The sequence below is a fragment of the Pseudoduganella sp. GW821-FHT05F09 genome (assembly GCF_059419605.1).
The window spans coordinates 223,671-244,375 of record NZ_JBWKSD010000003.1; the positions used below are offsets into that span (position 1 = coordinate 223,671).

The 20,705-nt window shown below is 69.8% G+C and carries 17 protein-coding genes; 8 read left to right on the top strand and 9 right to left on the bottom strand.

Annotated features, from left to right (window positions below):
* Positions 1 to 9: 9 nt before the first annotated feature.
* From AC07S4_RS10825 to AC07S4_RS10840, 4 genes are all read right to left on the bottom strand, one after another.
* Entirely contained in the window at positions 10 to 1,182 is a 1,173-nt protein-coding gene (locus AC07S4_RS10825; RefSeq protein ID WP_494986650.1) for a HupE/UreJ family protein, read from the bottom strand.
* The gene (locus tag AC07S4_RS10830; RefSeq protein ID WP_494986651.1) at positions 1,179 to 2,453 is read right to left on the bottom strand and encodes a tetratricopeptide repeat protein; all 1,275 of its coding nucleotides are present in this window, start codon (positions 2,451 to 2,453) and stop codon (positions 1,179 to 1,181) included. Before AC07S4_RS10830 ends, AC07S4_RS10825 begins: the two co-directional genes overlap by 4 nt.
* A 69-nt stretch (positions 2,454 to 2,522) precedes the next feature.
* Positions 2,523 to 2,777 (bottom strand): hypothetical protein, encoded by a 255-nt coding sequence (locus tag AC07S4_RS10835; RefSeq protein ID WP_494986652.1) that lies wholly within the window; start codon positions 2,775 to 2,777, stop codon positions 2,523 to 2,525.
* Positions 2,778 to 2,787: 10 nt separating this feature from the next.
* A complete protein-coding gene (locus AC07S4_RS10840; RefSeq protein WP_494986653.1) occupies positions 2,788 to 4,293 on the bottom strand; it encodes a DUF4331 domain-containing protein in 1,506 nt (501 codons plus the stop codon).
* A gap of 161 nt (positions 4,294 to 4,454) precedes the next feature.
* Here AC07S4_RS10840 and AC07S4_RS10845 point away from each other — a divergent pair, with 161 nt between their 5' ends.
* From AC07S4_RS10845 to AC07S4_RS10880, 8 genes are all read left to right on the top strand, one after another.
* Entirely contained in the window at positions 4,455 to 5,390 is a 936-nt protein-coding gene (locus AC07S4_RS10845) for a cytochrome-c peroxidase (protein ID WP_494986654.1), read from the top strand.
* The gene (locus tag AC07S4_RS10850; RefSeq protein WP_494986655.1) at positions 5,387 to 7,201 is read left to right on the top strand and encodes a DAHL domain-containing sensor histidine kinase; all 1,815 of its coding nucleotides are present in this window, start codon (positions 5,387 to 5,389) and stop codon (positions 7,199 to 7,201) included. The genes AC07S4_RS10845 and AC07S4_RS10850 overlap by 4 nt, the downstream gene beginning before the upstream one ends.
* A 200-nt stretch (positions 7,202 to 7,401) precedes the next feature.
* Complete coding sequence (locus AC07S4_RS10855) at positions 7,402 to 9,486, top strand: sensor histidine kinase (RefSeq protein WP_494986656.1); 2,085 nt, start codon at positions 7,402 to 7,404, stop codon at positions 9,484 to 9,486.
* A complete protein-coding gene (locus AC07S4_RS10860; RefSeq protein WP_494986657.1) occupies positions 9,483 to 10,103 on the top strand; it encodes a response regulator transcription factor in 621 nt (206 codons plus the stop codon). Before AC07S4_RS10855 ends, AC07S4_RS10860 begins: the two co-directional genes overlap by 4 nt.
* A gap of 87 nt (positions 10,104 to 10,190) precedes the next feature.
* A complete protein-coding gene (locus AC07S4_RS10865) occupies positions 10,191 to 10,580 on the top strand; it encodes a response regulator (protein WP_494986658.1) in 390 nt (129 codons plus the stop codon).
* Between the two features lie 25 nt (positions 10,581 to 10,605).
* Positions 10,606 to 12,750, top strand: a complete 2,145-nt coding sequence (locus AC07S4_RS10870; protein ID WP_494986659.1) for an EAL domain-containing protein — start codon at positions 10,606 to 10,608, stop codon at positions 12,748 to 12,750.
* A gap of 23 nt (positions 12,751 to 12,773) precedes the next feature.
* On the top strand, positions 12,774 to 13,736 hold the full coding sequence (locus AC07S4_RS10875) for a cytochrome-c peroxidase (protein ID WP_494986660.1): 963 nt from the start codon (positions 12,774 to 12,776) through the stop codon (positions 13,734 to 13,736).
* A complete protein-coding gene (locus AC07S4_RS10880; protein ID WP_494986661.1) occupies positions 13,733 to 15,625 on the top strand; it encodes a DAHL domain-containing protein in 1,893 nt (630 codons plus the stop codon). Before AC07S4_RS10875 ends, AC07S4_RS10880 begins: the two co-directional genes overlap by 4 nt.
* On the opposite strand, the gene chrA is transcribed toward AC07S4_RS10880, so the two are convergent.
* The 5 genes from chrA to AC07S4_RS10905 all read right to left on the bottom strand — a co-directional run bounded on the left by chrA (position 15,547) and on the right by AC07S4_RS10905 (position 20,679).
* A complete protein-coding gene (gene chrA, locus AC07S4_RS10885; protein WP_494986662.1) occupies positions 15,547 to 16,872 on the bottom strand; it encodes a chromate efflux transporter in 1,326 nt (441 codons plus the stop codon). The genes AC07S4_RS10880 and chrA overlap by 79 nt on opposite strands.
* A complete protein-coding gene (locus AC07S4_RS10890; protein ID WP_494986663.1) occupies positions 16,869 to 18,374 on the bottom strand; it encodes a serine hydrolase domain-containing protein in 1,506 nt (501 codons plus the stop codon). Before AC07S4_RS10890 ends, chrA begins: the two co-directional genes overlap by 4 nt.
* Positions 18,375 to 18,447: 73 nt before the next feature.
* Positions 18,448 to 18,846: a VOC family protein gene (locus AC07S4_RS10895; protein ID WP_494986664.1), complete on the bottom strand. Its 399-nt coding sequence runs from the start codon at positions 18,844 to 18,846 to the stop codon at positions 18,448 to 18,450.
* Between the two features lie 6 nt (positions 18,847 to 18,852).
* Positions 18,853 to 19,548, bottom strand: coding sequence for an SDR family oxidoreductase (locus AC07S4_RS10900; protein WP_494986665.1), 696 nt, complete (start codon positions 19,546 to 19,548; stop codon positions 18,853 to 18,855).
* A gap of 15 nt (positions 19,549 to 19,563) precedes the next feature.
* Positions 19,564 to 20,679 carry an alkene reductase gene (locus AC07S4_RS10905; protein WP_494986666.1) on the bottom strand — a complete coding sequence of 372 codons (1,116 nt, stop codon included), beginning with the start codon at positions 20,677 to 20,679 and terminating at the stop codon, positions 19,564 to 19,566.
* Between the last annotated feature and the right edge of the window lie 26 nt (positions 20,680 to 20,705).

The window sequence follows — 20,705 nt, forward strand, 5'->3', positions numbered from 1 at the left end:
CCGCCATGTTCAGAGCGCGGCCAGTTTGATGTCGAAAGCGCGTTCGCTGAGCCACATGCAGGCGGTCAGCACGATCAGCGCGGAGCCGCCCATGAATACCACCTGGCGGTAGAACCAGGTGGCGCGCGCCAGGTAGGCCAGCGGCAGGAAGGCGGCCACGATGGCCAGCTGCCCCAGCTCCACTCCGGCGTTGAAGCCCAGCAGCGACAGCAGCAGCGAGCCTTGCGGCAGGCCGAGGTCGGCCAGCACGCTGGCGAAACCGAAGCCGTGTATCAGCCCGAAGGCGAACGCGCCCACCCAGCGCCTGGAACGCACGATGGGCGCAAGGTTGTTCAGCGCGGCGGCGATGACCGAGGCGGCGATGACCGATTCCACCAGGCGCGACGGCAGCGACACCATGCCCAGCGCGGCGAGGCTGAGGGTGATGGAGTGCGCCAGCGTGAAGGCGCTGACGGTTTTCAGCACGTCGATGGCGGCGCCGCGCAAATCGGGCGCGGCGCGCCAGGCATGGTCACGCCACACCAGCACGGCGGGCAGCAGCAGCGACAGCAGGAACAGGATGTGGTCCACGCCTATCCAGATATGCCACACGCCGTGTTTCACGTAGGCGGCAAACTGGGTCAGGCGCGCGGGCCGGGCCAGCTGCATCACCTGCTCTTGCTGGCCGCTGCCGAAGATGGCGCTGGCGCCGTCGGGGGAGGTTGCAGCATCGGCCGCAGCGGCGTGTTCCAGGCGCAGCAGGCCTTTGTGCTGGGGGTCGGTGTCGGCGAACAGGCTGTAGCGGATGCGCAGCGCGGCGGGCGCCGTCGGGCAGTAGGCGCGGAAGCGCAGCACGGTATAGGCGCCGTCGCTGTGGCGGTCGATCAGCTGCTCGCCGGCGGTGATGGTGCATGCGCTCTGCGCTGCCGCCGGCGTTGCGCCGTCCACCGCCAGCGACAGCCGGGACAGCGCGTAGGCTGCGATCTGGCCGTGGTGGCTGCGGATCTCGTCCCAGGTCAGCCGGCCGTCGCCGTCGCTGTCCAGGCCGATGGCGTAGTCCAGGTCGCGCAGCGCGATGTCCCACTGGCCCTCGATATGCTGGCCGCCGGCGCGCAGCACCAGGTAGCTGTCGCTGGGCTTGTGGGCGGCGGCCGGGCCGGCGGCGCAGCACAGCAGCAGGCAGGCCAGCAGCAGGCGCATCATGGCTGCGTCCTCGACGCCAGGCGCGGCGCATCGGGCCGGCCGGCGGGCGCCGGTGCGGGGACTGTCCCGAGCTGCGCGGCGAGCGGCGCGATGGCGGCGTCTTCCAGCGCGGTCTGCGCCATCCATGCCAGCGCGGGGGCGGCTGCGGCGCGGTCTCCGGCCTGCAGCGCCGCCTCAAGCAGGACGCGCAGGTCGGCCGGCTCCTTCTGCACCGCCCAGTTGCGCTGCGCCAGCGCCAGCGCGGCTTTCGCATTGCCGCGCAAATGCAGTTCGTAGCGGGCCTGCTCGCGCTGGTGCACGCTGTCCCCGCGCAGCGCGGCGGCGTCGAAGCGCGCCTGCAGTTCGCGGGTGTCCGCCGCCAACTGGTCCTGGAGTTCGGGGGAGGCGCTCTGTCCTTGCTTTTTTCCCTGTTTGAGCGCCAGCGCATGGCGCAGCAGCAGGCCGTCGATGCGGCGGTGTTCCTTGGTCAGCGCGGCAGCCTCGGCGGAGCGCTGCCGGTCCAGCAGAAAGTCGGCGTAGGCGCCCAGCAGGTAGCTGTCGCGCGGGGCTAGCTTCACCGCCGCCTGGTAGCGCGTTTCCGCAAGCGGGGCGTCGCCGCGCCGCGCCGCCATTTCCGCCAGCTGCGTCAAGGACCAGGCTTGCAGGCCCGGCTCCGCGTTGGTGCTGCGCTGTAAGGTGGTGGCCAGCAGCATGTCGCTTTTGAGCAGGCGGCCGGTCAGGCCCGCAACATTGGTCAGGCAAGTGATGCTGGAGAGCTGGTCCGCCAGCGCGGACAGGCGCGCGCAGCTGGCCGTGGCTGCGCTGTACTGTCCCAGCACGGTCTGCACGGTGGCGCGGGTGAGCCAGGCCTGGGCATTGGACGGCTCGGCGGCCGTCACGCCGTCGAGGTCCGCCATGGCGGCTGGGAACTGGTGGATGTTTTGCAGCAGGGTGGCGCGCAGCAGGCGTATGGCGGCGGGCGGTGCCGCCTCCTTCCACCACGGCGCCAGCGCCGCCTGCGCGTAGCCGAAGTAGCGTGGATCGGACTCGCTGCGGCCGATGCCGATATAGCGCTGCGCCAGCGCGGCGGCCAGTTCGGCGTCGCGCGGCGCGGCCATCAGCTGCATGCGCAGGCGGCGCAGTTCGAGCTGCTGCGGGTCGCTGCGGCGCGGCAGCGTTTCGATGACTTCGGTCCCGGCGCTCGGGAGCCGGGGCGTGGCCTGTGCCGGCGGCGCTTGCAGCGAGAGCGTGGCGGCGAGGGCGGCGCCCAGGAAGTAGGGAATGCTGGTCATGGTCTTGCCATTTCTGTGTAAGCCCCGCGCCGTGCGGGGTTGGGGCACGGCGCGGGGAGGACTGCTGGCTTAATTGGCGACTGGATCGGTGTTGTCGGGCGCGGTAACGGCCACGCTGTCGATCTCCGCCGGCTCCTTGTCTTCCGGGGACGTGGCGGTAATGGCCAGCACCGCCGAATAGAACGCGTCCAGCATGGTGACGGGCGGCGGCGCCGGCGGCGTGGTGACGCTGCCGGAGTCGCCGCCGCCACCGCCGCTGCCGCAGCCGGCCAGTAACAGGGTCAGCGCCAGCGCGCAGGGCGCGATACGGGAAAATGTTTTCATGATGCGCTCCTTACTTCTGCGGCGAGCCGGCCAGCGGCGTTTTCAGGTAGGGGAAACCGGTCGTGACGAAGGTCTCGTCCAGGTAGGCGCCGTCGGTGAAGCGCAATGCGCCGGCCGGCGCGTCGGCCGGCGTGCAGCCCAGGTTGAGCGTGCACAGCTTGCCCATCATGACGCGCAGCGCGATATCGACCACATCGTCGCCGGGGCGGCGGCCGTTGGGGAAGCCCGCGTTGTCGCCGTCAATCACGCCCAGCCGCTTCTGCGCACCGCTGGGGGTGGGCGCGATGGCGGTGTTCAGGCGCAGCATTTCGGAGGCGGTAACCGTGGCCGGCTGGTTCAGGCCTTTCACGCCGGTGAGGAAGGCCGCCACCAGGTCGTTGCGCGGGAAGTTGGTCGGGGCCTTGGCGCCGGCGCTGCCGTACAGGATTTCCACCAGCGCGGGCAGGGTGGGATTGGTGACGTAGTCGGCGAACTGGCTGTCGCCCGAGGGCTTGCTGTGGTTGAAGCGGTCCTTGTCCTTCAGGCCGATCACCACCTCGTTCACCAGCGGCGCGCCCAGGCGGGACACCTGCGTCCACGCTCCGCCTTCCTTGGAGGATCCGGCAGCGCTGCCCGGCGTGGGGTTCAGCAGGCGCCCCTGCCGCATGCTGGCGGTGGTCCAGCCGCCGATGACGGGGTCGCCGCCGGTGGCCGATGCGGTCAGGCAGTCGGCCGCCACTTCCAGTTCGATCGAGGTGACGTTCTTGAGCGCCAGGTCGTCCCTGGCGTTCTTTTCGGCGCTGGCCAGGAACTCGACGGCGGGCGCCTTGATGTTGATCAGGTCGAAAGTCTCGCCCAGGTTGACCACGAAGGGGTCCTTGCGCTGGCCGACGAACATGCGGGCCGGGGTGGCGCAGCCGGGTATATTGACCGCGTACATGTGCTTGGCCGCGTAGGCGGCGTAGTCGGGTATCGACTTGTTGCCGATATTGTCCACCGGCTTGTCGAAGGTGGCGCCGCCGCCGGACGCGTTGGTCACCGATGAGCGGGCGCCGCCGCGGCGGTCGCCGCGCACCACGGCCACGGTATAGGTTTCGCGCACATTCAGGCCGGCCGGGTTGACGTCGTTCACCGCGCCGCCATTGATGACCAGCGGGATGGACATTTTTTTGCCGCCCACGGTCAACTGCGTGTCCTTGTTGGTGCTGCTGAAGCGGAACTGGAAGCTGAGATCCTCTTTGGCGTCGCCGTTGTTGTCGATGTGGATCTCGTACAAGGCGTCGGGATCCATGGCGAAGTAGTTCGGGCCGCCGTAGGCATCCTGCAGCGGCACGTAGTTGGCGATCAGGGTGACGAATTTCTCGCGTCCCGGCTCATAGCTGCGGAACATGTAGAAATCGGTGGCGTCCACTTTGGGCTGCTTGGTGATGAAGGGCGCTTCCCGGTGGCTGGACGCGAACGCTGCAGGCGCTAGTGCAATGGCCATCAGGCTGCCGATCAGGGCGGCCCGCAGCGGGTACTTCTGGTTAGTTGCCATGCTAATTCCCCTTTATGTAGGTGGTCTTCGAGGTGCTGCACAGGCATATACGGAGGGGGGCGCGGATCGGATTCAAAATTTGTGAAATTAATCTGCGACATGCTGCATTTTGTTACTACAATCGAGGTCGGATGATCCGGCAGCGAGGAGGCCGTCCGCATATGCGCCCATCAGAGCAGCTTTCCAAACGCAAGCCAGCCAGCCGTTTCCGTGCCGGCCTGGCGGCGTGCTGCGTGTTTGCGGGGCTGCAAGCTGCGCTGGCGGCGCCTGCGGCGCCGGCAGGCGAAGCCATCCTGCCTTTGCCCCAGGCCGCGCGGCAGGATCCGGCCAAGGTTGCGCTGGGGCGGCGCCTGTTCAGCGATGCGCGCCTGTCCGGCGACAAGCGGCAGTCCTGCGCCGCTTGCCACAATCCCGCCGCCGCCCAGTCGCAGCCCGGCGCGCGGCCCCGCCCCGGCGTGCCCGATGCGCCTACCGTCTTCAATGCCGCTTTCAACTTCCGCCAGTACTGGGATGGTCGCGCCGCCACGCTGGAGCAGCAGGCCGGCAGCGCCATCGAGAACCCCGCCGAAATGGCGGCGCGCTGGGCCGACGTGCTGCGCATCGTGGAGCAGGACGCGGACTACCGGCGCGGCTTCTCCGCCGCCTTCCGCGACGGCGTAACGCGGGCCAATATCGAGCAGGCCATCGCCGCTTATGAGCGCACGCTGACCACGCCCGGTTCGCGCTTCGACCGCTACCTGCGCGGCGACTACGGCGCCATCAGCGCCGCCGAGCGCGAAGGCTACGCGCGCTTCAAGCAGGCCGGCTGCGTGGCCTGCCACCAGGGCGTGAACGTGGGCGGCAATATGTACCAGCAACTGGGCGTGATGGAGGCCTACCCGGACCGGGACGCCACCGGCCGGCGCTTCAAGGTGCCCAGCCTGCGCAACGTGGCGAGCACCGCGCCCTATCTGCACGACGGTTCGGCCGCCACGCTGGAGCAGGCGATCGCCATCATGTTCCGCTACCAGCTGGGCCGCCCCGGTAGCAAGGAGGACCTGGACTTGATCGCCCAGTTCCTGGCCACGCTGTCGGCGCCGCCGGGGGCGCAGCCATGAAGGGCTGGCGGCGCGCGGCGCGCGGCTGGCTGCCGTTTGCCCTGCTGGCCGCGCTGCTGGCCGGCGCGCTGCTCTATCTGTATCAGGATGCCAGGGACTACGACGCGTCCAGCTACGCCGGCAACGTGGCGCTGCTGCGGCAGATCAAGGAGCTCGATGCGACCTGGGAGCTGGACGTGATGAAGTCGCGCATGGGCATGAACCAGAATTACGACGCGCTGGTGGCGACCCAGCGCGCGCTTGAAGAACTGCCGCAGCAGCTGCGCCTGCCGCCGCTGCGCCAGGGGGACGCCGCGGCCGAAGCGCTGGCCGCCACCGTGGCGGCGCTGCAGCGCGAGCTGGCGGGCAAGGCGGCCATGATAGAGCTGTTCAAGTCGCACAACGCGGTGCTGCGCAATTCGCTGGCCTACCTGCCGGCCGCCACCGGCGACATTGTCGAGCTGAGCGCGTCCGGCGCCGGCCATGGCGGCACGCGCCAGGCCGGCGTGGCCGCCAACAAGGTGCTGCTGGCCACGCTGGTGCACAACGAGAACGCCAGCGACGAAACCCTGTTCGACATGGAGCTGGCGCTGGCGGTGCTGTCCGCCGCTACGCGCGGCGTGCCGCCGCCGCTGGCGCAGCGTCTCGAGCTGCTGGGCGTGCACGCGCGCACGGTGCTGCGCGAACAGCGCGCCGTGCGCGACCTGCTGGCGGCCATCGTGGCCGCGCCGGTGGAGCTGCACCTGGACCGCATCGGCGACCTGCTGAGCGCGCGGCAGCAGAGCGACACGGTGCAGATGCAGCGGCACCGCGTGTATCTGCTGCTGCTGTCGGCCGCGCTGGCCGCGCTGCTGCTGTACGCGGCGCTGCGCCTGGTGCGCAGCCACGCCATCATCAAGCGCGTCAACCAGCAGCTGCGGCAGGCCAACGAGGGGCTGGAGGCTGCGGTGCGCGAACGCACCGGCGAACTGCTGCGCGCCAACGGCCAGCTGCAGACCGAGATCGCCGAGCGCAAGCAGCTGGAAGGGCGGCTGGTGCAGTCGGAGAAGCTGGCCTCGGTGGGGCAGCTGGCGGCGGGCGTGGCGCACGAGATCAACAATCCGCTGGCCTTCCTGGCTGCCAACGCGGCCATGCTGGAACGCTACCTGGAACGCATGTTCGACATGCTGGCCGCCTATGAGGAGGCCGAGCTGGCCATGGCCGGTTCGGCCGAAGTGGCGGCGCGCCTGAAGGAAAAGCGCGAGCGGCTGGAACTGGCCTATCTGCGCGAGGACATCCCGGCCATGCTGGACGAATCGCGCGAGGGCATGGGGCGGGTCAGCAAGATCGTGCTGGCGCTCAAGGAGTTCGCCAGCAGCGCCGCGCAGCAGCGCTGGGAGCTGGCGGACCTGCACGGCTGCATCGACGCCGCGCTCCACTCGGTCGCCGCCGAAGTGGACAAGGCCGCTGTCGTGGACAAACAATACGGCGCGCCGCTGACGCTTGAATGCATGCCCGCGCAGCTCAACCAGGTGGTGGTGAATCTGCTGCTCAACGCCGGCCAGGCCATGGGGCCGCAGCGCGGCCGCATCACGCTGCGCACCGGCAGCGCGGACGGCCAGGCCTGGTTCGAAGTGGCGGACGACGGCTGCGGCATGGCGGCCGAGCTGCTGCCGCGCATATTCGATCCCTTCTTTACAACAAAGGACATTGGCCAGGGCACGGGCTTGGGCCTGGCGCTTACCTACGGCATCGTGCAGCAGCACCAGGGGCGCATCGACGTGCAGTCCGAACCGGGCAAGGGCAGCTCCTTCCGCGTGGCCTTGCCGCTGCGGCGCAGCGCCGGAATATAACCGCGATATAGCCACAATATAGCCGCACAGCGTGGCGCTTCTGCACTAGAATCGGAACGTCGTCTTCGCCAGCAGGAGGTGCACCACCTATGCGCTTGCGCAAGCAGCGTTCCCCTCTCAGGCAAGCTATCGGCGTGCGCGCCAGCCTCGCTTTGCTTGTCCTTGGCTGCATTTTGCCCATGGCCGTAGTGGCTGCATTCTTGATAGTCGATTTCTACACCCGCGAACGCGCGCAGCTGCTGGCCAGCACGGTAGGCCAGGCGCGCGCCCTCATGGCCGCAGTCGACAGCGGCTTTGCCCGCACCGAGGCCGCGCTGCTGGCGCTCGGCACGTCGCACCAGCTGCAGCGCGGCGACCTGGCCGGCTTCCACAGCCGCGCGGTCGCGGCGCAGGCCGATATGCAGGCCGACGGCATTGTGCTGATCGGCCTCGATGGCAGCCTGCTGCTGTCCACCCGGCGCCCTTACGGCGAGCCGCTGCCCAAGCTGGCCAGCACGCCGCTGCTCAAGCGCATCCTGGCCACCGGCCGGCCCGGCGTGTCCAACCTGTTCCCGGCCCCGGTGGGCGGAGAGCTGATCTACACCATCGGCGTGCCGATCCGGCGCGGCGGCGCCATCGTCATGACCCTGAACGCCACCGCCTCGCCGGCCCGGCTGGCGGGGCTGTTGGCGGAACGCCCGCTGCCGGCCAGCTGGCGCGTCGGCATCGTCGACGCCAGCGGCAAGATTGCGGCGCGCAGCCACGACATCGCGCGCTTCATCGGCCGCCCCACCACGCCGGCCCTGCTGCGCCAGCTGGCGCTGGCCGACGAGGGCGGCTTCGAGACCACCACCCTGGACGGCATCCCGGTGTACACCGTGTACAGCCGCTCGGCCACCAGCCGCTGGAGCGTGGCGATGGGCATACCGCTGGACGAGCTGACGGCCGGCTTGCGCCGTTCGCTGGCCTGGCTGATTTTGGCCACCGTGGCCGCGCTGGCGGCCGGACTGGGACTGGCCTGGCGCATCGGCGGCGGCATCGCGCGCTCGGTGCAGGCGCTGGCCGGCCCGGCGGCTGCGGTGGCGGCCGGCGTGGTGCCGGAGATACCGCCGCTGGCGCTGCGCGAAGCCAATGAGCTGGGCCTGGCCCTGCAGCAGGCCGCCGCCTCGGTGCGTACCGCGCAGGCGGAGCGGCGCGAGAGCGAGCAGCAGCTGGCGCTGGCGGCCGAGGCGGCGCGCCTGGGCATCTGGGTGCGCGACCTGGTGCAGGGACGGGTCTGGGTGTCGGCGTCCTGGCGCGATCTGTTCGGTTTCGGCCCGTCCGAGCCGGTGTCGGTGGCGGCGCTGCTGCAGCGCGTGCACACCGACGACAGCGCCGCCGTGCGGCGCGTGCTGGCCCTGGCCGACAGCGGCGAGCGCTATGAAATCGAGTACCGGGTAGAGCTGCCGCAGGGCGGCTTGCGCTGGGTGGCCTCGCGCGGCAGCTGCGAGACCGGCAGCGACGGCAAGCCGCAGCTGGTGCGCGGCGTGGCGCTCGACATCACGCAGCGCAAGCTGGCCGAGCTGGAGATGCAGCACAAGCAGCGCGAAGTGACGCACCTGGCGCGCGTGGCCACGCTGGGCGAATTGTCCGGCGCGCTGGCCCATGAGCTGAACCAGCCGCTGACGGCCATCCTGAGCAATGCCCAGGCGGCGCAGCGCTTCCTGCGCCTGCCCACGCCGGACCTGGACGAGGTGGGCGAGATCCTGGCCGACATCGTGGCCGAGGACCAGCGCGCAGGCGAGATTATCCGCCGGCTGCGGCGCCTGTTCGACAAGCGCGAGGCGCCGCTGCAGCCGGCCGCCGTGAACCCGCTGGTGATCGAGGTGCTGCGCCTGCTGCGCAACGACCTGCTCAGCCACGGCGTGGCGCTGTCGACCGTGCTGGGCGCGGAAGGCGCGCAGGTGCGGGCCGACAGCGTGCAACTGCAGCAGGTGCTGATCAATCTGCTGATGAACGCCGTCGACGCCATGGCCATGACGGAGGCCGGCGCCAGGGCCATCGGCGTGCGCACTGCGCTGGACGGCGACGGCTGGTTGCGCATCAGCGTTGCCGACTGCGGCAGCGGCATTCCCACCGCCGCGCTGGAGCAGGTGTTCGCGCCCTTCTACACCACCAAGGACAGCGGCATGGGCCTGGGCCTGTCGATCTGCCGCAGCATTGTGGCGGCGCACGGCGGCCAGCTGTGGGCAGAGAATAATCCGGACGGCGGCGCCAGCTTCCATGTGCGGCTGCCGCTGGCGGCGGCTGAAACGGCGGCGCCATGAGCGGCGCGCCGCGCCGGGTCTTCCTGGTCGACGACCAGCCCGCCATCCTGAAGGCGCTGGCGCGCCTGCTGGCCTCGGCCGGCTTCGACGTGGCGCCGTATGCGTCGGCGCAGGACTTCCTCGCCAGCGGCAGCGCGGGCGCGCCCGGCTGCCTGGTGCTGGACCTGGCCATGCCGGAGATGGACGGCATGGCACTGCAGCAGGCGCTGGCCGGGCAGGGCAGCCTGCTGCCGCTGATCTTCCTGACCGGCCACGGCGACATCGCCAGCGGCGTGCGCGCCATGAAGCACGGCGCCTTCGACTTCCTGACCAAGCCGGTGGACGGCGACAAGCTGGTGGCGGCGGTGCAGGCCGCGCTGGCGCTCAATGCCCAGCGGCGCGCGGCGGACGCCGAACGCGGCGAGCTGCGCGCCCGCTACGACAGCCTGACCCCGCGCGAGCGCGAGGTGATGGCGCTGCTGATCGAGGGCCTGCTCAACAAGCAGGTGGCGGCCGAACTGGGCACGGTGGAAAAGACCGTCAAGGTGCACCGCGCGCGCGTGATGGCGAAGATGCAGGTGCGCTCGCTGACCGCGCTGGTGCGCCTGGCCGACAGGCTGCGCGGCGCGCAGGACTGAAACCGGAAACCGGCCGCGTTGGGCCAAGGTCCACGTTGGTCCAAGGTCCAATATCGCGCCGCCCCCGGACGCGTTATCTTGCTACTCATGGACACCAAAATACATCCCTGGGTAGCCGTCGTGGACGACGAAGCCTCCATCCGCCGGGCGCTGCTGCGGCTGCTGCGCGCGGCGGGCATCCCGGCCTGCGGCTACGACGGCGGCGCCGCGCTGCTGGCGGCGCTGCGCGACGACGGCGCCGGCGACCCTTACTGCGTGGTGCTGGACCTGCACATGCCGGACATGTCCGGCTTCGAAGTCCAGCAGCACCTGGCCGAAGTGGCGCCGCGCACCGGCGTCATCGCCGTCACCGGCCAGCACTCGCCGGAGATCCAGGCGCGCGTGCAGCGCGGCAGCGCGCTGGCCTACATGCTCAAACCGATGAACGACCTGGAACTGCTGGAGGCGATCGCCGCCGCCCGCAGCGGCTGGAAATAAAACTACAACAGCACTGGAGAACACCATGGCAAGCTTGTCCGAATTGCAGCAGGCCGGCATCCTGATCGTCGACGACCGTCCCGCCAACGTGCTGTTGTTGAAGGCCATGCTGGAGTACGCCGGCTACACCCGCGTTGCCTCCACCAATGATCCGTGCGAAGTGGTGGCGCTGCACCGCCTGAACCGCTACGACCTGATCCTGCTGGACCTGAACATGCCCTTCATGAACGGCTTCGAGGTGCTGGCGGGGCTGAAAGAGGTGGAGGCCGGCGAATACCTGCCGGTGATGGCGGTGACGGCCGCCCCCGAACACAAGCAGCGCGCGCTGGACGCCGGCGTGATGGACTTCGTCTGCAAGCCCTTCGACCACGGCGAGATCCTGGCGCGCATCCGCAACCTGCTGGAAGTGCGTCTGCTGTACACCGGCACGCGCGACCATGGCGTCCGCCTGGCCTGCTACGACGCGCTGACCGGCCTGCCCAACCGCGCCATGTTCCAGCGCTCGCTGGAACAAATGCTGGCTGCGGATGCCGGCCGGGCCAGCGCCGTACTGATGCTGGACCTGGATGGGTTTGCGCGCGTCAACGACACCCTGGGCCACGCGGCGGGCGATGCGCTGCTGAGCCAGTTCGCCCAGCGCCTGCGGCAGGCCGCGCCGGCCGGCAGCGTGGTGAGCCGCTTCGGCAACGACGAATTCGCCATGGCCCTGGGCGGCCTGGCCTCCGAGTGCGACGCGCAGCAGGCCGCCGAGCAGGTGCGCCACTGCTGCGCCCAGCCTTTCCAACTGGCGCAGGGCGAAGCGCGGCTGACGGCCAGCATCGGCATCGCGCTGCATCCGGCCGACGCGGCCGACGCCGCCACCCTGATGAAATACGCCAGCACCGCGCTGCACCACGCCAAGCAGGGCGGCGAGGGCAATTGCCGCTTCTTTACCGACGCCATGGACGTGCAGGCGCAGCGCCGCTTCGAGTTCGAGCGCGCGTTGCGGCAGGCGGTGGCCAACGGCGAATTCGAACTGTACTACCAGCCCAAGGTGGACGTGGCCAGCGGCCGCATGGCCGGCGCCGAGGCGCTGCTGCGCTGGAACCGTCCCGGCCACGGCGCGGTGTCGCCGTCGGCCTTCATCCCGCTGCTGGAGGAGACCGGCCTGATCGTGGAAGTGGGGGCCTGGATCATCGACACCGCCTGCCGCCAGATCGCGCTGTGGTCGGATTGCCCCGGGGGGCCGGTGCCGGTGGCCGTCAACGTGGCCAGCCGCCAGTTCTCCGACAACCTGCTGCAGCACACCGTGGCGGAGGCCATCGCGGCGCACGGCATCGCGCCCGGGCTGTTGTCCTTGGAGGTGACCGAGAGCGCGCTGATGGACGACACCGACCGCACCGCCACGACCCTGGCCGCGCTGCGCGCCATGGGGGTCAAGGTGGCCATCGACGATTTCGGCACCGGCTATTCCAGCCTGGCCTATCTGAAGCGCTTCCCGGTGGACGTGCTCAAGATCGACATCGCCTTCATCCGCGAGGTTACGGTGGACCCGGGCGCCGCCGCGCTGGTGGACGCCATCATCGCCATGGCGCACAGCCTGGACCTGGAGGTGGTGGCCGAAGGCGTGGAGACCGAGGCCCAGCTGGCCTACCTGGCGCGCCGCCGCTGCGACCAGATCCAGGGCTACGTCTTCAGCCGGCCGGTGCCGGCCATGCAGTTCCAGCACCTGCTGCTGAACGCCGCCAGCCTGGCCGCGCCGGACGCGGGCGGCGCGCCGGTGCGCACCCTGCTGCTGATCGACGACGAGCCGCACGTGCTGTCGGCCCTGCAGCGGCTGCTGCGCCAGGACGGCTACCGCGTGCTGACGGCCAACGGCGCGGCCCAGGCCTTCGAGCTGCTGGCGCGCCATGAGGTGCAGCTGGTGCTATGCGACCAGCGCATGGAAGAGATGAGCGGCACCGAGCTGCTCGACAAGATCAAGGGCATGTATCCGGACACCTTCCGCATCATCCTGTCCGGCTACACCGACCTGGCCACCATCATGGACTCGATCAACCGGGGTTCGCTGTACCGCTTCTACACCAAGCCCTGGGACAACAATATGCTGCGCGAGAATATCCGCGCCGCCTTCCGCCATTACTGGCAGCTGCACGGGCTGTCGCGCGCGGACGACGCGCTGTGCGCCTGATTTCTCCGCCTCAGGAGAGCGCCATGCCTGCCTGCCGTTCCACCTTGGCCTTAGCCCTGGCCTGCGCCGCGCCGGCGCCGGCGCCGGCGCTGGCCGGCCCGTCCGGCGAACCGATCCAGCCGGTGCCGCTGTCGCTGCGCCAGGACCCGGCCCAGGCCGCGCTGGGGCGCCGCCTGTTCAGCGACACGCGCCTGTCCGTCAACGGCAAGGTGTCCTGCGCCAGCTGCCACGACCTGGCGCGCGGCGGCGCCGACAGCCGCGGCGTGTCGCTCGGCCTGGACGGCAAGCCGGCCGCGCTGAACGCGCCCACGGTGCTCAACGCGGCGCTCAATTTCAAGCAGTTCTGGAACGGCCGCGCCGACACGCTGGAAGCGCAGATCGGCCTGGTGGTGGAGAACCCGGCCGAAATGGGCTCGCGCTGGCCGGACGTGGTGCGCAAGGTACAGCAGGACGCGGACTACCGCAGCGGCTTCGCCGCCGCCTACAAGGACGGCGTCACGCGCGCCAACATCGAGCATGCGCTGGCCTCCTTCGAGCGGACCCTGATCACGCCCAACTCGCGCTTCGACCGCTACCTGCGCGGCGAGCACGGCGCGCTGAGCGCGGCCGAAAAGGCCGGCTACGCGCGCTTCAAGCAGTACGGCTGCGTATCCTGCCACCAGGGCGTGAATGTGGGCGGCAATATGTTCCAGAAGTTCGGCGTGATGGAAGACTACGAGGCGCGGCGCGGCGCCGCTGCCCGCCAGGACAGCGGCCGCTATGCGCTGACCGGCAACGAGGAGGACCGCCACGTGTTCAAGGTGCCCAGCCTGCGCAACGTGGCGCGCACCGCGCCGTATTTCCACGACGGTTCGGCCGCCACCCTGGAACAGGCCATCGACATCATGTTCAAGTACCAGCTGGGAAGGCCCGGCAGTGCCGAGGACAAGGCGCTTATCGCGCAGTTCCTCGCCACGCTGAACGCACAGCCGGCGGGCCAGCCATGAAAACCGCCCTGCCTCTTGCGGCGCTGGGCCTGGTGCTGGCCGGCGCGCTGCTGTTCCTGTACCGGCAGGCGCCGGGCAACGACGCGCCGGCCTATTTCGAGAACGTGGCGCGGCTGCGCCAGATCCGGCAGCTGGACGCGCAATGGGAACTCGATGCGATGAAGTCCAAGCTGGGCATCAACCAAAGCTACGACGCGCTGGCCGACCCGCTGCCGCAGCTGGACGCCTTGCCGCAGCAGCTGCATGCGCGGCCGGGTGCGCGGGACCGGGAAGGCGGCGCAGAGCTGGCCGCCGGTGTGGCGGCGCTGGAGCGCGAACTGGGGCGCAAGGCGGCGCTGATCGAGTCGTTCAAATCGCACAATGCCGTGCTGCGCAACTCCATGGCCTTCCTGCCGGTCGTGGCCGACGATATTGCCGCGCTGGCCGACCGCTACAGCCAGTCGGGCCGGACGGGGACGCTGCGTTTCATGCGCACCGAGGCCGGGGTCCGCAAGGTGCTGCTGCAGGTGCTCATGTTCGAGGACGGCGCCCGCTTCGACCAGGCGGGCTTTGAGCGCGCGCTGGCCAGCCTGATGGCGGGCCAGGACACGCTGCCGGCCGACCTGGCCGGTGGCCTGCGCCTGTTCGTGGTGCACGTGCGCACCGTGCTGCGCGAATGCCAGAAGGTGCAGGACCTGCTGGACCGCATCGCCGCCGCGCCGACCGCCGCGCATATGGACCGCATCAGCACCCTGCTCAACCGTGGGCAGGAGCGCAATGCCTTGCAGATGCAGCAGCACAGGGTCAGTCTGCTGCTGCTGTCGGCCGCGCTGGCGGCCCTGCTGCTGTACGCGGCCTGGCGGCTGATCCGCAGCCACGCCATCATCAACAGCGTCAACGGCCAGCTGCGGCAGGCCAACGAGGGGCTGGAGGCGGCGGTGCACGAGCGCACCGCCGAACTGGAGGGCGCCTACGGCCAGCTGCAAAGCGAGATGGCCGAGCGCAAGCAGCTGGAGGGGCGGCTGGTGCAGTCGGAAAAGCTGGCCTCCATCGGCCAGCTGGCGGCCGGGGTGGCGCACGAGATCAACAACCCGCTCGGCTTCCTGGCCTCCAATGCCGACATGCTGGAGCAGTACCTGGACCGCATATTCGAAATGCTGTCCATCTACCAGGACGCCGAACCGGACATGGCGGCCGTGCCCGGACTGGCGGCGCGCATGCGGGCGCAGCGCGCGCGGCTGGATCTGGATTATCTGCGCGGCGACATCCCCGTCATGATGGCCGAATCGCGCGACGGCATGGGCCGCGTGAGCAAGATCGTGCAGTCGCTGAAGGACTTCTCGCGCACCGACTCGCTGCAGCAGTGGGAATGGGCCGACCTGCACCGCTGCCTCGATTCCACGCTCAACATCATTGCCAGCGAAGTGCGCAAGGTGGCCGACGTGCGCAAGGAGTACGGCCCGCTGCCGGAAGTCGAGTGCATGCCGTCACAGCTCAACCAGGTGTTCATGAATCTGCTGGTGAACGCCAGCCACGCGGTGGGGCCGCAGCGCGGCCTGATCACCATCCGTACCGGGGTGGCGGACCAGCAGGCCTGGATCGAAGTGGCCGACGACGGCTGCGGCATCGCGGGCGACGTGCTGCCGCGCATCTTCGATCCTTTTTTCACCACCAAGGCCATCGGCAAGGGAACCGGGCTGGGTTTGTCGCTGTCCTACGGCATCGTGCAGAACCACCGCGGCCGCATCGACGTCGAGACCACGCCCGGGGCGGGCAGCCGCTTCCGCATCACGCTGCCGCTGCGGCAGCAGGGCCAGGCCCAGGAGCAGACTTACGCCCAGCCCGCCAGCCGCAGCGCCAGCCCGGCCAGCGCGCAGGCGCCGATGACCTGCATGACGCCGGCCTTGTAGCGCAGCAGCGCCACCGCCGCGCCCAGCGCGATCAGCGCGGCCGGCCAGTCCAGGCGGCCGGCAAAGCCCTGCGGCCACAGCACGTGGTAGCCGAAGAACAGCGCCAGGTTGACGATCACGCCCACCACGGCGGCGGTGATGGCCGTCAGCGGCGCGGTGAACTTCAGGTCGCCGTGCGTGGATTCGACCAGCGGGCCGCCGGCCAGGATGAACAGGAAAGACGGCAGGAAGGTGAACCAGGTCACCAGCGCGGCCGCTGCGGCGCCGGCCAGGAACAGCTGGTCCGGCCCGAGTGCCGCTTTGGCGTAGCCGCCGACGAAGGCGACGAAGGCCACCACCATGATGAGCGGGCCGGGCGTGGTTTCGCCCAGCGCCAGGCCGTCCATCATCTGCGCGGCGCTGAGCCAGCCGTAGTGGTCCACCGCGCCCTGGTAGACATAGGGCAGCACCGCGTAGGCGCCGCCGAAGGTGAGCAGGGCGGCCTTGGTGAAGAACCAGCCCATTTGCGTCAGCGTGTGCTGCCAGCCGAAACCGGCCGCCAGCAGCGCCATGGGCACGGCCCACAGCGCCGCGCCGGCGGCGGCGACGGCGGCCAGCCCGCGCCAGCGGAAGCGCGCGTGCGCCGGCGTGGGCGTGTGGTCGTCGATCAGCGCCGGGCCATAGGACTGCTGCGCCGCGCCGTGGCCGCCGCCGGCCTGGAACCGCTGCGGCAGATAGCGGCCGCCCGCGTAGCCGGCCAGCGCCGCCGCCAGCACGATGGCGGGGAAGGGGACGCCGGCGGCGAAAATGGCGGTAAAGGAGGCGGCCGCGATGCCCCACAGCCAGCCGTTTTTCAGCGTCCGCCCGCCGATGCGGTGCGCCGCCTGCAGCACGATGGCGGTGACGGCGGGCTTGATGCCGTAGAACAGGCCCGCCACCAGCGGCAGGTCGCCGAAGGCCAGGTAGATCCAGGACAGGCCGATGAGGATGAGCAGCGACGGCAGCACGAACAGCGCGCCCGCCGCCACGCCGCCCCGGGTGCGGTGCATCAGCCAGCCGATATAGGTGGCCAGCTGCTGCGCTTCCGGGCCGGGCAGCAGCATGCAGTAGTTCAGCGCGTGCAGGAAGCGCCGCTCCGAGATCCAGCGGCGGCGCTCCACCAGCTCCTGGTGCATGATGGCGATCTGCCCGGCCGGGCCGCCGAAGCTGATGAAGCCCAGCTTTAGCCAGAAGCGCAGCGCTTCGCCGAAACTGACCGGGGCCGTCATGGCGTTTTCTGCTGCAGCATCAAGGTCTGGATGCGCGGCGGCGTGGTCGGCGTGAGCAGCACGCTGCCGGCCACCCGGCCATGCTCGCAGCGCCAGGTGAAGTCGCCGGCCAGCGCGCTGCTGGCGCTGAGCGGGGCCGAGGTGTCGCAGCTGCCCACCTTGGCCTTCAGGCTGGCCAGCTCGCGGCCCCAGCTTGCCGCGCTGGCGTCCATCAGGAAGTTCATGGCCAGCAGGCCTGCGGCGGCGTTGACGTCGCCCTGCTGGTAAATGTCGCCCGCGCCGCGGTAGGCGGCGGCCAGGTCCGCGCTGGCCGCCGTTGCGCGGCGCTTGAGGAAGCCACCCTTGCTGAGCGCCACCGCCGCATCCCACACCGGCGCCGACGAGCCCGAATAGCTGCGGTTGGTAAAGGCGAAGATGCCCACGCCCTGTTCCGGCAGCAGCAGCACATGCGAGCCGTAGCCGGGGTAGCCGCCGCCGTGGCTGAGCGTCGTGCCCAGTTCGCAGTCGGTGGCGACAATCATACCCATGCCGTAGGCCGAGGCTTGGCGGCAGCTGTCCGCGCCACTGTGGCCGAAGCGCGTGCGCAGGCGCGGGAAGTTGGAGCCCTGCGCCAGCTCGCGCACCGTGGCGCGCTGCACCGGGCCGGCGTCGGCGCCGTCGCGCGGCGGCCAGGCCGACAGCAGGTAGGCCACCCATTTCGAATAGTCGACCGCGCTGGTCTGCACGCCGCCCATGGCGCCGAACGCGCCGTGCGCCATGGTGGGCTCCAGCGTCCACGCGTTGTCCGCCCAGTGGTAGCCTTGCGCCCGGCGTTCGCGCGGGGCGGCGTCGGCCACGAAGCCGGACGAAGCCATGCCCAGCGGGCGCATCAAGGTGGCGGAAATGGTGTCCGCATACGGCTTGCCGGAGACGTTGCTGATGATGCGGCCCAGCATGGCGTAGCCGAGGTTGGAATACTCCATCGTGATGCCGGGCGCATTGCTGAACGGGACGCCGCCGCGCAGCAGTTTGGTGAATTCGGCTTCCGGCAGCGGCGTCTGGCGGTCGCCCCAGGGATCGTCGGTGACCAGGCCGGCCGTGTGGTTCAGCAGGTCGCGCACGCGGATGCGCGGCGAGTCCTGGGTGGGATACTTCCAGGTCTTCAGTTCAGGGATATAGGTTTCGGCCGGCGCATCGAGCTGCAGTTTGCCGTCGTCGCGCAGCTTGAGCACCGTAAGCGCGGTGAAGGCCTTGGTCATGGAGGCGATGCGGAACAGCGTGTCGGGCGTGACCGGCCGCTTGCTGTCCAGGTCCTGCACGCCCATGCCGCGCACATAGGCCAGCTTGCCGTCGGCGACGATGCCATACACCAGGCCAGGGACGTGCTGGTCCAGCGCATAGTCGGCGAAGATCGCGTCTATCCTGGCGAACAGCGCCGCGTCGCGCTGATCGTCGGCCAGCGCTGGCGCGCACGCCCCCGCTGCTAAGGCCAATACCATGACGGAAAGCTTTAATGAAGGCATACCGGTTCCTCTTAGTGGGCGATTTCAGGATAAACGCATTTTCACGACATGCGAAAGTAGCACGTTTCCGAAACTAGCCCAAATGCCGGCCCGCTATCACAAACTCCACCGTGACTCCCGGCGCCAGCGCGACGAACAGCTGCTGCTCCTGCAGCGCCTTCATATCGGACAGCTGGTACGGCACCGAGTATGCATCCAGCCGCCGCAGCAAGGCCCGCCACTCGGCGGCGCTGCCCAGGCGCAGCGCCACATGGTCTATGCGGGCCTGCGGCCGGGGAGTGGCGATGCGCGGGCCGGATAGCGCGTCGGGCCGCTCGATCAGGTGCAGCACCGGCCGTCCGTTCAGGTACAGCCAGTGGCCGCCGACACCGAAGGCCGGCCGCGCGCCGTCTTCCATGCCGGCGACCTGGACGAAGAAGCGGTGCAGCGGCGCGCAGTCCGGCGCAACGATGGTGACGTGATCGAGCTGCATGGCCGCTTAAAGCAAGCCGCCGCCGTCCACATCGACCACGCTGCCGGTCATGAAGCCGTTCCGCATCAGCATCAGGTAAGCCTGCGCCAGGTCGCTGCCCTGGCCGACGCGGCCCACCGGTATGCTGGCGCCGGCGCGCGCCGCCATGGCCTTGCGGTCCGCCTCGCTCAAGTCGCCCCACATGCCGGTTTCCACCATGCCGGGGCTGACGGCGTTGACGCGCAGCGGCGCCAGTTCCTTGGCCAGCGTTTTGGCCATGATGTCGGTGGCGGCGTTCATGGCCGCCTTCACCAGGCCGCCCGGCACCGCCTTGCGCGACAGCAGGCCGGAAGTCAGCGTGATCGAGCCGGCGCGGTTGATGCTGCCCAGGGCGCGCTGCGCAACGCGCATCTGGCCGAAGAATTTGACGTTGAAGGCGGCGATGGCGTCGGCCACATTCAAGTCCGCCAGTTTGGCCGACGCGATCACGGGGCCGGCCGTGACCACCAGGTGGTCGAAGGGGCCTATGCTGTCGAACAGGCGGGCCACCGAAGCGTCGTCGCTGATGTCGACGCGGGCCGCCGTTATCGGTGCGGGGAAATCGGCGGGCGCCGCGCGGCGGCCGGCGGCGATCACGCGCGCGCCTTCCGCTGCCGCCTGTTCCGCCACGGCGCGGCCTATGCCGGACAAGCCGCCGATCACTACAACTGTCGTATTTTTCATGATTGTTCTCCTGAATTAAGCTGCCGCCGCCAGCGGCAGCGATGGGTAATCCGTATAGCCGCGCTCCGTGCCGCCGAACAGCGTGGCGCCGTCGAACTCGGCCAGCGGCAGGTTTTGCAGCAGGCGGCGCGGATAGTCGGGGTTGGCGACGAAGGGACGGCCGAACGCGACCAGATCGGCATAGCCGTGGGCGAGCACCCACTCGGCGCGCGCCTTGTCGTAGTTGCCGGCCACGATGATGGGGCGGGCAAAGCGCGCGCGCAGCTCCTGCCGGAAGGTCTCGGTGAATTCGGGCGCATCGTCCCAGTCCGCTTCCACCAGGTGCAGGTAGGCGATGCCGCGCTGCTGCAGGAAGCTGGCCGCGTCCAGGATGGTGGGCAGGATGTCCGGGCAGTCCATGCCGCGCGCGGTCAGGAAGGGCGCCAGGCGGATCGCGGTGCGCTGCGCGCCGACTTCGTCCGCAACGGCGTCGACCACCTCTTTCAGGAAGCGCAAGCGGTTCTCGCGGCTGCCGCCGTATTCGTCCTTGCGCACATTGGACGTGGTGCGCAGGAACTGGTCTACCAGGTAGCCGTTGGCGCCGTGGATTTCAACACCGTCGAAGCCGGCCGCGATGGCGTTGCGGGCGCCAATGCGGAAGTCGTTGACGATGGCGGCAATCTCGGCGCGGTCCAGTTCGCGCGGAGTGGGGCAGTCCACCATGGCGCCGATGCCCGTGTCGGCATCAACCTTCCAGATCTGGCCCTGGAACGGCACGGCGGACGGCGCCACCGGCAGCGCGCCGTCGTGGAAGTCGGGATGGGACATGCGGCCCACGTGCCACAGCTGCAAAAAGATGCGGCCGCCGGCCTTGTGGACGGCCTTGGTGACCAGGCGCCAGCCGCTCACCTGTTCCTCGCTATAGATTCCCGGCGTGAAGGAATAGCCCTTGCCCTGCGGCGAAACCTGCGAGGCCTCGGAGACGATCAGGGCTGCCGAGGCGCGCTGCGCGTAGTAGGCGGCGTTCAAGGCATTCGGCACGTCGCCGGGTTGCGAACTGCGGGCGCGCGTCATCGGCGCCATCACGATGCGGTGCGGCAGGGTGATGTCGCCCAGGGCGAGGGGAGCGGAAAGCTGCGTGATTGCTTGCATGGAAGACTCCAGAAAGGTTTTGACTG